Source organism: Actinomyces sp. oral taxon 180 str. F0310 (assembly GCF_000185285.1).
In the GTDB taxonomy this organism is placed as follows: Bacteria; Actinomycetota; Actinomycetes; order Actinomycetales; family Actinomycetaceae; genus Pauljensenia.
In genome coordinates, this window is record NZ_GL622194.1 from 2050051 (window position 1) to 2062764 (window position 12714).

Annotated in this window: 12 protein-coding genes; all 12 read left to right on the forward strand. The window is 68.2% G+C overall.

From position 1 onward, the window contains the following. The first annotated feature begins 37 nt into the window (after positions 1-37). Positions 38-1951 carry a glutamine--fructose-6-phosphate transaminase (isomerizing) gene (gene glmS / locus HMPREF9006_RS08760; protein WP_034231602.1) on the forward strand — a complete coding sequence of 638 codons (1914 nt, stop codon included), beginning with the start codon at positions 38-40 and terminating at the stop codon, positions 1949-1951. Between the two features lie 146 nt (positions 1952-2097). Next, the gene (locus HMPREF9006_RS08765; protein ID WP_009213235.1) at positions 2098-3900 is read left to right on the forward strand and encodes a bifunctional ADP-dependent NAD(P)H-hydrate dehydratase/NAD(P)H-hydrate epimerase; all 1803 of its coding nucleotides are present in this window, start codon (positions 2098-2100) and stop codon (positions 3898-3900) included. A gap of 4 nt (positions 3901-3904) precedes the next feature. Then, entirely contained in the window at positions 3905-5185 is a 1281-nt protein-coding gene (gene alr, locus HMPREF9006_RS08770; RefSeq protein WP_009213236.1) for an alanine racemase, read from the forward strand. Further along, positions 5178-5798, forward strand: a complete 621-nt coding sequence (tsaE, locus tag HMPREF9006_RS08775) for a tRNA (adenosine(37)-N6)-threonylcarbamoyltransferase complex ATPase subunit type 1 TsaE (RefSeq protein WP_009213237.1) — start codon at positions 5178-5180, stop codon at positions 5796-5798. Before alr ends, tsaE begins: the two co-directional genes overlap by 8 nt. Before the next feature lie 9 nt (positions 5799-5807). Next, on the forward strand, positions 5808-6503 hold the full coding sequence (gene tsaB / locus HMPREF9006_RS08780) for a tRNA (adenosine(37)-N6)-threonylcarbamoyltransferase complex dimerization subunit type 1 TsaB (RefSeq protein ID WP_009213238.1): 696 nt from the start codon (positions 5808-5810) through the stop codon (positions 6501-6503). Continuing rightward, a complete protein-coding gene (rimI, locus tag HMPREF9006_RS08785; protein ID WP_009213239.1) occupies positions 6500-6976 on the forward strand; it encodes a ribosomal protein S18-alanine N-acetyltransferase in 477 nt (158 codons plus the stop codon). The genes tsaB and rimI overlap by 4 nt, the downstream gene beginning before the upstream one ends. A 203-nt stretch (positions 6977-7179) precedes the next feature. Next, entirely contained in the window at positions 7180-7893 is a 714-nt protein-coding gene (locus HMPREF9006_RS08790; RefSeq protein WP_009213240.1) for a succinate dehydrogenase cytochrome b subunit, read from the forward strand. 16 nt (positions 7894-7909) lie between these two features. Continuing rightward, the gene (locus HMPREF9006_RS08795; protein ID WP_009213241.1) at positions 7910-9889 is read left to right on the forward strand and encodes a fumarate reductase/succinate dehydrogenase flavoprotein subunit; all 1980 of its coding nucleotides are present in this window, start codon (positions 7910-7912) and stop codon (positions 9887-9889) included. Next, positions 9886-10629 carry a succinate dehydrogenase/fumarate reductase iron-sulfur subunit gene (locus HMPREF9006_RS08800; protein WP_009213242.1) on the forward strand — a complete coding sequence of 248 codons (744 nt, stop codon included), beginning with the start codon at positions 9886-9888 and terminating at the stop codon, positions 10627-10629. The genes HMPREF9006_RS08795 and HMPREF9006_RS08800 overlap by 4 nt, the downstream gene beginning before the upstream one ends. A gap of 30 nt (positions 10630-10659) precedes the next feature. Further along, positions 10660-11121, forward strand: coding sequence for a hypothetical protein (locus HMPREF9006_RS08805; RefSeq protein WP_009213243.1), 462 nt, complete (start codon positions 10660-10662; stop codon positions 11119-11121). A 114-nt stretch (positions 11122-11235) separates the two neighbouring features. Continuing rightward, positions 11236-11487, forward strand: coding sequence for a hypothetical protein (locus HMPREF9006_RS08810; protein ID WP_009213244.1), 252 nt, complete (start codon positions 11236-11238; stop codon positions 11485-11487). Between the two features lie 57 nt (positions 11488-11544). Further along, positions 11545-12600, forward strand: a complete 1056-nt coding sequence (gene tsaD, locus HMPREF9006_RS08815) for a tRNA (adenosine(37)-N6)-threonylcarbamoyltransferase complex transferase subunit TsaD (protein WP_034232380.1) — start codon at positions 11545-11547, stop codon at positions 12598-12600. The last annotated feature ends 114 nt before the right edge of the window (positions 12601-12714 follow it).

Consider the following 12714-nt stretch of genomic DNA (forward strand, 5'->3'; position numbering starts at 1 on the left):
GTGACCGATGGGGTGCCGGTGTGCTGGAATGGGAGGCATGTGCGGAATCGTTGGACATGTTGCATGCAAGGCTTCCCAGCGCAGTCGCGAGGTCGTCCTCGGCGGGCTGGCGCGCCTGGAGTATCGAGGCTACGACTCGGCCGGCATCGCCCTGGCGTCGCCGGGCCGCCTCTACGTGCGCCGGACGGTCGGCAAGCTGGTCAACCTCGTCGAAGCCGTCGACGCCGACTCGCCCGAGGACGCGTACGCCGGAATTGGGCATACCCGCTGGGCCACCCACGGGCGCCCGACGGTGGCGAACGCCCACCCGCACACCAGTCCGGACGGGCGCTTCTCCCTCGTCCACAACGGGATCATCGAAAACGCCGACGTGCTGCGTGCCGAGCTCATCGCCGCCGGAGAGAGCTTTTCCTCCGAGACCGACACCGAGGTTGTCGTCCACATGCTCGCACGAGCCTACGATGCGGCCAGTGAGGCCTCGTACCAGGGTGCGGTCGCGGGCCTGACCGGGACCGACGAGGAGGTCGCGCGTCGGCTCGTCGTCGCCATGCGCGAGGTCACCCGCCAGCTTCGCGGCACGTTCACGCTCCTGACGCTGAGCAACCAGTCGCCGGACGTCATCGTCGCCGCGCGTCGCTCGTCCCCGCTCGTCATCGGGCTGGGGGAGGGCGAGAACTTCCTGGGGTCGGACGTGCTTGCCTTCGTCGAGCACACCAGGCGCGCCGTCGAGGTCGGCCAGGATCAGATCGTCGTCGTCTCGGCGACAGACGTCACCGTCATTGACCCGGACGGCACAGCCGTGGAGCCCAGGGAGTACGAGATCGACTTCGCCTCCGACAACGCCACCAAGAACGGGTGGCCCACCTTCATGGAGAAGGAGATCCACGAGCAACCCGAGGCGGTGGGTGCCACGCTGGCCGACCGCATCGACTCCCACGGACACCTGGCCCTGGACGAGGTACGCATCTCCGAGCACGTGCTGCGCAGCGTGGACAAGGTCATCATGATCGGCTGCGGCACCGCGTCCTACGCGGGCCAGGTGGCGCGCTACGCCATCGAACACTGGTGCCGTATCCCCGTCGAGGTCGAACTCTCCAGCGAATTCCGCTACCGCGATCCCGTCGTCGGCGAAAAGACCCTGGTCGTGGCCATCTCACAGAGCGGCGAAACCATGGACACCATCCAGGCGATTCGCCACGCTCGCGAGCAGGGAGCAAAGGTCGTCGCGATCGTGAACACTCCGGGGTCGACGATCTCACGCGAATCCGACGCCGTGATCCTCACGCACGCCGGACCCGAGATCGCCGTCGCCTCCACCAAGGCATTCACGGCCCAGGTCACGGCCTGCTACATCCTGGGCCTGTACCTGGCCCAGGTTCGCGGCAACAAGTACGCGGACGAGATCGCCGACTACATGGACAAGCTCGCGCGCGTTCCGGACGCCATCGCCACGGTTCTGCGCGGCGGAGAGAGCGTGCGCCAATTCGCCCGCACGATGAACGACGCGACCTCGGTCATCTACCTCGGACGCCACGTGGGCTTCCCCGTCGCCCTCGAGGGCGCGCTCAAACTCAAGGAAATCTGCTACATCCACGCCGAGGGTTTCGCGGCGGGAGAGCTCAAGCACGGCCCCATCGCCCTGGTCGACGAGGGACAGCCGGTCATCGTCATCGTCCCGACTCCGCGCCGGCCCGAGCTTCACGGGAAGGTCCTGGCCAACATCGCGGAGGTGCGAGCCCGCGGAGCCCGCACGATCATCGTCGCCGAGGAAGGAGACACCTCCGTCGACGAGTTCGCCGAGGTCGTCTTCCGCGTCCCGCCCGTCCCGACGCTCTACGCGCCGCTTCTGACCGTCGTGCCGCTGCAGATCTTCGCCTGCGAGCTTGCCGCCGTCAAGGGGCTGGACGTGGACCAGCCCCGAAACCTCGCGAAATCGGTGACGGTGGAGTAGCCAGCTGCGCCAGGCTGCGGCCTCGCGAGCGTTCACGGGTCTCGTTCCCTCGTGGGACGAGGCCCGCGGCGCATGCGCGTACGTGCCGCCTCTGCTGGTGCTCAAGCACCTTCCCGAGTCGGACACGCTGTGGAACAATATGGCCCATGTTCACGATTGATGGAGCTGCCCTGTCCTTCGCCGACGCGCGAAAAATGGAGAAAAAGTGCGTTGACCAGGCGGCTTCCGAGGGGGATCCGGACCGCTACATGATCGACGTCGCGGGGGAGGTCTCGGCCGCCGTCGCGCGGCTGACCAGTCTGCCCGTTGGCTGGAACGGCCAGGAGAGCGCCTCCGAAGCAGACTCCGATGACCGCAGCGAGGCGGAAGGCGCCGACTGGGCCCCCAACCGCGTCATCGCCTTCGTCGGAGGCGGAGATAACGGCGGCGATGCACTCTACGCCAGCGCGATCCTCGCGCGTGGAGGAATCGGCGCGACCGCATACCTCCTCAAGAAGCGCTGCCATCGCCGTGCCCTCGCCGCAGCACGGGAAGCGGGCGTGACCATCGTGGACCTGTCAGACCGTTCCCTGCGCTCCATTGGGGGGACCCCGGAATGGGACACGATCTGGGGTGCAGGCATCTGGATCGACGGCATGGTTGGAATCGGGGCACAGGGTCCCCTCACCGGCAAGCTCGCCGAGGCCGTGACGCTCCTGAACGGGATCGCCGCCGCCCGACCCCGGCATATCGTCGCAATCGACGTGCCTTCCGGCCTGACTGATGACGACGGCGCAATCCGCGGCCCCATCCTCCGGGCGACATGCACGATGGCGGTCGGCGCCTACAAGCGCGCTGAGATTCTCCCTCCCGCCGTCGAATATTCCGGCGATCTGAGCATCGTCGCGATGCCGTGGAGCGGCTCGAACCCGATGGAGGAAGAGGACGAGGACATGGTTCCGCTATCCTACGGCGCGGGGACAATGGCAGCGGCGATGGCGGTCCCAGCCCCCGGCTTCGCGCAGGACAAGTACGCGCGCGGCGTGGTCGGCCTCGTCGCGGGATCCGATACCTATCCCGGCGCGGGTCTTCTCGCGACGCGCGGCGCCCTGGCTGCCGGCGTGGGCATGGTTCGTCTCAACTCCACGAGGCGCGTGCAGGATCTCGTGCTCGCCGACCAGCCCGGAGTCGTCACCGTCGGCGGGCGCATCCAGTCCGCCCTCATCGGGCCCGGCCTCGACGATGAACGCCGTGAGGACGCGCTCGAACTCGCTCAGTTTTGTGGACGCTCGGGCATGCCCCTCGTCATCGACGCGTGGGCGCTCGATCTCGTTCCCGAGTTGTTGGGCTCGCTGAGGCCCGACGTCACCGTTCTGACCCCGCACTACGGGGAGGCCGCGCGCCTGCTCGGACTCCTCGGGCAGGCGACGACAAAGGCGCAGATTGGCGCCCACCCGCTGCGTTTTGCGCGCGCACTCCACGACGCCACCGGCTGCCACGTCGTCCTCAAAGGCCCCGTCACGATCGTCTGCTCGGACGCGGTCGCGCGGGCGCGGACCCAGGCGGGTGGGCGAGGAGGCGACGGGGGCGAGGAATCACCGCAGACGGCGGACACGCGGCGGACAAGCGGATGCCGCGCCAGCGTGAGTCCGGCGGGCACACCCTGGGCCGGCGTCGCCGGCAGCGGTGACGTCCTGGCGGGTCTCATCGCCGGCGTCCTGGCGCGCCCCGAGCCAACGGCGCCCTCAGGCGAGGCGAATGCGCTCCCCGTGACGATGGAACGCCTGGCCGCGGCCGTCTGGCTCCACGGGCGCGCCGCCCGCCTGGCCGCGGACCGCCACCGGGGCAGGGCACCCATTCAGGCGGCAGATATCGCCGCGCAGATCCCGCGCGTGCTGGCCGACCCGGAGCGACGAGGTGCGCACACCCCTCGCCTGACGAAGCGGCGCGCCCCGGGCGTGCGATACTAGGGGAGTGATTTCCACACAACAACGAGGCCAGGGCAGGGACTACCCCTCGTGCGCGAGCATCGACCTGGCCGCCATCGGCCACAATCTGAAGGTCCTGCGCGCCGCCGCCCCCGGCGCCCTCCAACTCGCGACCGTCAAGGCCAACGCGTACGGCCACGGCCTCATTCCCGTCGCCCGCGCCGCCCTGGAAGCGGGCGCCGACTGGCTCGGCGTCGCCCAGCTGGCCGAGGCATTCGCCCTGCGCGAGGGCCTGGACGCGGCGGGCGTCGCACGCGAGGACTCGCCGATCCTCGCGTGGATTTCCACCTCCTCCTCCGACTTCGCGGCGGCCATTGCCGCCGACATCGACCTGTCCGTGTCGTGGACGTGGGTCCTCGCGCATATCTGCGCCGCAGCCCGCCAGGTAGGTCGCCCCGCGCGCGTCCACGTCAAGATCGACACAGGAATGTCGCGCGCCGGCTCCACCCTCGCCGACCTTCCGACCCTGGCCGCCGCCCTCAAGGCCGCGAGCGACGACGGACTGATCGACGTTGTCGGAGCCTGGAGCCACATGTCCCGCGCCGATGACCCGAGTGACGGCGGCAACGCATCGACCGCGAGCCACGTGCGAATCTTCGAGGAAGGGCTGCGGATCCTTCGCGAGGCCGGTGTCCGTCCGCGCATCCGCCACCTGGCAGCAACCTCCGGCATCCTGTGGCACCCCCAGACCCACTACGACATGGTCCGTGTCGGCATCGGCCTCTACGGACTCAGCCCCGACCCCGCGGTCGCGAGCGCCGCCGACCTCGGCCTGATCCCCGCGCTGACGCTGTGCGCGCCGCTGACCTCGGTCAAGGTCATCGAGGAGGGGAGCCCGGTCTCCTACGGGGGAACCTGGGCGGCCCCCACCCGTCGCTGGATCGGCCTGGTTCCCCTGGGCTACGGCGACGGAATCTTGCGTGCCGCCTCCAACCGTGCGCGGGTCCTCGTGCACACCGCGTCTGGGCCGCTCAGTGCCCCCGTCGTCGGACGCGTGTGCATGGACCAGTTCATGATCGACCTGGGGAAGGCGGCAGGGGACGCCGGGGAAGCCACCGCCCACGCCGGCCAGCCGCCCGCGCGCGTCGGAGACGAAGTGATTCTGCTGGGAAACGGAGCGGGTGGCGAGCCGCTCGCCGACGAGTGGGCAGACGCGGCCGACACCATCAACTACGAGATCGTCACTCGCCTCGGCGCCCACATCCCCCGCACGTACGTGCGCAGCGGAGTCGAGGGGGCACAGCACGGGAGGAACACCCATGACTGACCGACCCACCGCCTCTTTTGAGGTTCGCACGAGCGGCGCCGACCAGACCCGCGACCTTGGCACGGACCTGGGACGGTTGCTGCGCGCCGGCGACCTCGTCATGCTCTCCGGCGGCCTCGGGGCGGGCAAGACGACGCTCACTCAGGGCATCGGGGCCGGCATGGGGGTGCGCGGACGCGTCGCCTCGCCGACGTTCATCGTCGCCCGAGTTCATCCCTCCCTTCACGGCGGCCCCGACCTGATCCATGCCGACGCCTACCGCATTACCGACCTCGGCGACCTCGAGACCCTGGACCTGGACTCCTCCCTGGACGAGGCCGTCACCGTCGTCGAATGGGGAGAGGGAAAGACGGAAGCCATGAGCCCCGAGCGCCTCGTCATTGATGTGCGACGAGCCGAGGGCGGGCAGGCGTGTCGGGACGGGCAGGTCATCGACCTGGAGCACATGGACGACGGGACGCGCAGCATCGTCCTGCACGCGCACGGAAGCCGCTGGAATGGCATCCTCGAAGGGCTCGTTGCCGCCCACGGGGGACGGCGCCTCGACGCTCCCGCGGTGTTTGGCGACGGCGCCTCGCCCGCTTGCGGCGACGAGGCACACGCCGACGAGTAGGATCGCAGCGTGCGAGAGATAGCCCTGGACACCCAAGCATCCACCACCGTCGCCGTCCTCGAGGACGGCCGCGTGCGTGCCCGCGCCCGCAACGACTCGGGGCGCCACCACGCCGAATCGATCATCCCGCTCGTTCGCGCCGCCCTGGCCGAGGCGGGACTCTCCCCGGTCCTGGGAAAGGCCTCGCTCGATCGGGTGCTGATCGGTACGGGACCCGCGCCCTTCACCGGACTGCGAGCAGGGTTGGTGTCCGCCCGCGTCCTCGCCGCCGCCGCCGGGGTGCCCGTCTACGGCGTGTCGTCGCTGGACGTGATCGCCCGCCAGGGCCTGGATCTCCTCCCGCCCGAGACGAGGGTCTACGCGATCGCGGACGCGCGGCGGCGCGAACTCTACTGGGGTTCCTACGTGGCCGCCGGACCGCACGACGTGACCCTCGAAGGACGCCTTGAGGTGGGCGAGGTCACCTCCCTCCTGGCGGCCATGCGTACCGCCCCCGGCCTCGTTGTCGCCGGAGCGGACATTCCCGAGCATAGCGCCCACGCTCTGGCACGCGCCGACCTCGGCCCCCAGGTGAGGCTCGACCCGGCCGTTATGAGCCGCATCACCGCGACGAGGCTCGCGGCGGGCGACGAACACCGGCTGCGCACGGACCCCCTCTACCTGCGCCGTCCCGACATTCAGGGCCAGCCGACAGCGCGCCTATGAGGACCCGCCTGAGCCGCGCGCACCCGAGCGACCTGGAAGCGCTCATCGGTCTCGAGGCGCTGACCTTCCCCGAGGACCCGTGGAGTGATGTCATGCTCGCCGAGGAACTCTCCTCCCCGGCGTCGCGCTACTGGATCGCTCGCGGCGAGGACGACACGCCGCTCGGCTACGCAGGCGTCAAGATCGGGGGCGACCAGGCCGACGTCATGACCATCGGAGTGCGCCCCGAGGCCCGTGGCCGCGGCCTGGGAGCGGCCCTCCTGGACACCCTCCTGAGGTGGGCCGCCGCCGCGGGCGCCCACGAGATCTTCCTCGACGTGCGTCCATCCAACGCCGCGGCCATCGGCCTGTATGAGTCGCGAGGTTTCGTCGAGATTGGGCGCCGACCTCGCTACTTTCGCAACCCCGTCGAAGAAGCCATGGAGATGCGAGCACTCCTGACCCGCGCGGATGCGGCGACGGCCACCAAATAGGCATCGTCGGTGTATCAAAAATCGGCTTCCTCAGGCCGCCCGGCGCTCGCGGCGCCCCCGGAAGTTATCCTTGTAATCGCGGGCAAAGGCGACCCTGAGAATGGCGGAAAATAGCGGAAAGGCGCGGCGCGTGTCGGAGGGTGCCCGGTGGGGGCGCGCCATGGTCCTACGAGCGGGCACAATCCCACCGATATGCTCAAGCCATGGCCACTCAAAATGTCGCAACGAAGAAGCGCCGCGCGTGGACCACCAGCGTTTTCGTCAAGCAGCTGATGGCAGTGTCGGGCTTCGTTTTCGTTTTCTTCTTGCTGTTCCACTCCTACGGCAACCTCAAGATGTTCCTGGGCGAGCAGGTCTACAACGACTACGCGCACTGGCTGCATGAAGAGGCTTTCGTGCCGATCTTCCCGCACGGCGGATTCATCTGGGTCTTCCGCGCCGCCATGGTGCTCATGCTCGTCATCCACCTGTGGGCCGCCGCCTACACGTGGAACCGCTCGCGTCGCGCTCGCTCCACCCGCTACGTCGTGAAGAAGTCCGTCACGGACTCCTACGCGGCCCGCACCATGCGCATGAGCGGTGTTCTCATCCTGCTGATCCTGATCTTCCACATCGCTCACTTCACTACCGTGAGCCTGCCCGCGAAGCTCGCGAACTTCGGCGCTGACGTCACCACTCCTTACGCTCGCATGATCGCTTCCTTCCAGTCGCCGGTCCTCGTGATCCTCTACGCCGTGTTCGTCGGTTGCGCCTGCATCCACGTCTCGCACGGCTTCTGGTCCATGTTCCAGTCGCTCGGCTGGGTTCGCCCCGCGACGCGTCGGCCCCTGGTTGTCCTCTCGGGCTTGGTTGGCCTCGTCATCTTCGTGATGTTCATGGCCCCGCCCGTCGCCATCGTCACCGGCTTGATTCACTGAGGAAGGGCACGCAATCATGACCGACACAATCATCCACGGCCTGTACCGCGAAGGCGAGAAGATCGCCGACGCCAAGGCACCCCACGACGTTCCGATCGAGCGGCGCTGGGAACAGCGTAAGTTCACTGCCGCGCTGGTCAACCCCGCCAACCGACGCAAGCTGCGCGTCATCATCGTCGGCTCGGGCCTCGCGGGCGGCGCGGCTGCCGCCTCGCTGGGCGAGATGGGCTACAACGTCGACTGCTTCTTCTACCAGGACTCCGCACGTCGTGCGCACTCGATCGCCGCGCAGGGCGGCATCAACGCCGCGAAGAACTACCGCAACGACAACGACTCCGTGTACCGTCTCTTCTACGACACGGTCAAGGGCGGGGACTACCGCGCCCGCGAGGACAACGTCTACCGCCTGGCCGAGGTCAGCGCGAACATCATCGACCAGTGCGTCGCTCAGGGCGTTCCCTTCGCCCGCGAGTACGGCGGTCTCCTCGACAACCGCTCCTTCGGCGGCGTGCAGGTCTCCCGTACCTTCTACGCCCGCGGCCAGACAGGTCAGCAGCTGCTCATCGGCGCCTACCAGGCGCTCGAGCGTCAGGTGGCAGCCGGCACCGTCAAGGAGTACTCCCGCCACGAGATGGTCGAGCTCATCGTCGACGAGGGTAAGGCGCGTGGCATCGTCGCCCGCGACATGTCCACCGGCAAGCTCGAGACCTTCATCGCCGACGCGGTGGTCCTGGCCACCGGCGGCTATGGTAACGTGTTCTTCCTGTCGACCAACGCGATGGGCTGCAACGGCACCGCCATCTGGCGTGCGTACCGCAAGGGTGCCTACTTCGGAAACCCCTGCTTCACGCAGATCCACCCGACCTGCATCCCCCAGCACGGCGACCAGCAGTCGAAGCTGACCCTCATGAGCGAGTCGCTGCGTAACGATGGCCGCATCTGGGTTCCCAAGCGCGCCGAGGACTGCGAGAAGGACCCGCGCGACATTCCCGAGGAGGATCGCGACTACTACCTGGAGCGGATCTACCCCTCCTTCGGTAACCTCGTTCCCCGCGATATCGCGAGCCGCCAGGCCAAGAACATGTGCGACGAGGGACGAGGCGTCGGCCCGAAGATCGACGGCGTCGCCCGCGGCGTCTACCTCGACTTCTCCGAGGCCATTTCCCGCATGGGGCGTTCGGCCGTGTCCGCCAAGTACGGCAACCTCTTTGACATGTACGAGCGCATCACGGGCGATAACCCCTACGAGGTGCCCATGCGCATCTACCCGGCCGTTCACTACACGATGGGTGGCCTGTGGGTTGACTACGACCTCGAATCGAACCTGCCGGGCCTGTACGTGGCCGGTGAGGCGAACTTCTCCGATCACGGCGCAAACCGCCTGGGTGCCTCGGCGCTCATGCAGGGCCTGTCGGACGGATACTTCGTCCTGCCCAACACGATCAACGACTACCTGGCACACTGCTTCCACCTGCCCGCGCTCGACGAGAACTCGCCGTCCGTGAAGGAAGCCCTCGACGCGGCTCAGGGACGCATCGACACGCTCATGTCGGTGGGCGGAACTCGCTCGGTGGACTCCTTCCACAAGGAGCTGGGCAAGATCATGTGGGAGTACTGCGGCATGGAGCGCACCGAGGAAGGCCTGAAGAAGGCCATCGGCATGATTCGGGAGCTGCGCGCCGACTACTGGAAGAACGTTCGCGTTCCCGGCAAGTCGATCGGTGAACTCAACCAGTCCCTCGAGAAGGCTGGCCGCGTGGCCGACTTCATGGAGCTGGGCGAGCTCATGTGCATCGACGCGCTGCACCGCGAAGAGTCGTGCGGCGGCCACTTCCGCGCGGAGTCTCAGACTCCCGAGGGCGAGGCCCTGCGTCACGACGACAAGTTCCTGTACGTGGCGGCCTGGGAGTTCGCCGGTGATGGCGAACCCCCGATCCTCCACAAGGAAGACCTGATTTACAACGACATCGAGCTGAAGCAGCGGAGCTACAAGTGAACCTGACACTGAGGATCTGGCGCCAAAACGGTCCCGACGACAAGGGCGCAATTCATGAATACCAGGTGAAGGGAATCTCGGAAGAGTCCTCGTTCCTGGAGATGCTCGACGTCCTGAACGAAGAGCTCTTCGCGCGAGGCGAGGAACCCATCGCCTTCGACTCCGACTGCCGCGAAGGCATCTGCGGGCAGTGCGGCATCGTCATCAACGGCATCGCACACGGCCCGGAGGTCACCACGACCTGCCAGCTGCACATGCGCTCCTTCAACGATGGCGATGTCATCACGATCGAGCCGTGGCGCGCCGAAGGCTTCCCGATCATCAAGGACCTGGTGGTCAACCGCTCCGCCCTGGATCGCATCATCCAGGCGGGAGGCTACATCTCGGTGAACACAGGCGCCGCCCCCGACGCCCATGCGACCCCGGTGCCCAAGCAGGATGCGGAACGCGCCTTCGAGGCCGCGGCCTGCATCGGCTGTGGTGCCTGCGTGGCGGCCTGCCCGAACGCATCGGCCATGCTCTTCACCTCGGCCAAGGTCACGCACCTGGGCCTGCTCCCGCAGGGCAAGCCCGAGAACTACAAGCGCGTGGTCGCCATGCTCAACCAGATGGACGAGGAGGGCTTCGGCTCCTGCTCCAACATCGGAGAGTGTGCGGCGGTGTGCCCCAAGCAGATCCCTCTCGACGTGATCGCGAACCTGAACCGGCAGCTCGGAAAGGCCGCCTTCAAGGGCGTCTGATCGACTGTCCTGATCGCGGGGGCCCGGCGCGTGGCGCCGGGCCCCCGCGCGCCTACCCAGGGCGCGGCGCTGACGCTGCCGGGCTTCGTCCTGTTCTTCGTTCCCTTCCTCTCCGTCTTCTCCTTCTGCGACGGTCTCTCCTCGGGCGCGGGCGGATCCGGCCTGGCGTTCCGGGACTCTCCGTTGGCGTTCGTGGGCTTCTTTCTCATCCTGGCGGGGCAGGGCCTTCGCGCCGTGGGGCGTCAGGGGCTCGCGGGCTCCGGAGTTGTTCTCTCGCCCGAGGGGAAGGCCCGGGATGCCGAACCGTGGCGACGCTCGCGGGGCGCCCAGATGCAAGACGCTCTCGAGGAGATGCCGATCGTCCGCGACGCGGTCGCACAGGGGGCCGCGGGACAACCGCAGATCAGGGTCCGCTGCACCGCCTGCGGGTATCTCGAGACCGAGGACGCCAGGTTCTGCTCCGGGTGCGGGGCCTCGATGTTCCCCTCCTGATCGCCGCGAGGCGGCGAGTCGGCCAGCGGGCAGATTCGAGGCTTCCATCCGTGCGGCTGCGCACCCGCCGAGGCGTATCATGATGGCATCGTCGGCGCGGAGAGGAACAGAGCCATGCAGTTCGATGAGAGCGGCCCCAACACGCACACGCGGCGCTACCGGGTTGGCGCCACCGTCGGGATCGGCGCGATGGCCGTGTTCGCACTCCTGTCGATCCTCCTCCTTCTCGGTGTCCTCTTCGGATCGGCGTCAATCAAAGCTCTCGCCGATTCCCTCTTCCCGTGGTCGCTGCTGGTGTTCGCGGTCGCGGGCGTGGCCATGTTCGTGGCAAACGCGAGGGGCCGGAGCGAGAACGAAACGGACTAGGGGACCGGGGCTCGTGCGCCCGGGCGGCGCGCAGGCATGCGGCCTACACTAGTGCGCGTGAGTGAACCCCTTGTCCTAGGTATCGAGTCAACGTGCGACGAGACGGGTGTCGGCCTCGTGCGCGGTACGGATCTGCTCGTCGACCGCACGGCGACCTCGATGGATGAGTACGCGCGCTACGGCGGCATCATCCCCGAAATCGCCTCGCGCGCACACCTGGAGTCCTTCCTTCCGACGCTGGATGCCGCCCTGGACGAGGCGGGGGTGGCCCTGGCGGACGTTGACGCGATCGCGGTTGCGGCTGGCCCCGGCCTCGTTGGATCCCTGACCGTCGGCATCTGCGCGGCGAAGGCCCTCGCCTCCTCCCTAGGAAAGCCACTGTACGGCGTCAACCATGTGATCGGACACCTCGCCGTGGACAAGCTCGCCGACGGCCCGCTGCCGGGGCATTTCATCGGCTTGGTCGTCTCGGGCGGTCATTCCAACATCCTTGAGGTACGCAACATTGCCACGGACGTTGTCGAGCTGGGTGGAACTCTCGACGACGCGGCGGGCGAGGCCTTCGACAAGGTGGGGCGCTTGCTGGGTCTTCCCTATCCCGGCGGGCCCCACGTCGATCGTCTTTCGCGCGAGGGGCACCGTGAGGCACTGCGCTTTCCGCGCGGTCTTTCCGCAGGCAAAGACAAGGAACGCCACCGCTACGACTTCTCTTTCTCAGGCCTGAAGACGGCGGTTGCCCGCTACCTTGAGGGGGCGCGCGCCAGGGGCGAGGACGTGAGCGCCGCTGACGTGTGCGCCGCGTTCTCCGAGGCGGTGAACGACTCCCTCACGGCCAAGGCCGTGCAGGCGGCCCGCGACAGGGGCTGCCGCGACATCGTCGTCGGGGGTGGTTTTTCCGCCAACTCTCGGCTGCGCTCCCTGCTCGCGCAACGCGCCGACGCGGTCGGCATCCGTGTGCGCATGCCGCCCCTGCGGTTCTGCACCGACAACGGTGCACAGATCGCGGCGATCGGATCGGAGCTGGTTGCGGCGGGACTGCCCCCGTCGGACTGGGATTTCTCGCCCGACTCCGGGATGGAGCTGACGCGGACCTACGTCGCGCCCAGCGCGTAGGAGAGCAAACGGGCGTCGGGCGCCGGACCGCCTCGCTGTTCGAGGGGTGTCGCCCGCGCGCGTGCGCCCGCCTGCTCAGAAGGCGCCTCGGCGCCCCGGGACCGTATGCGCCCA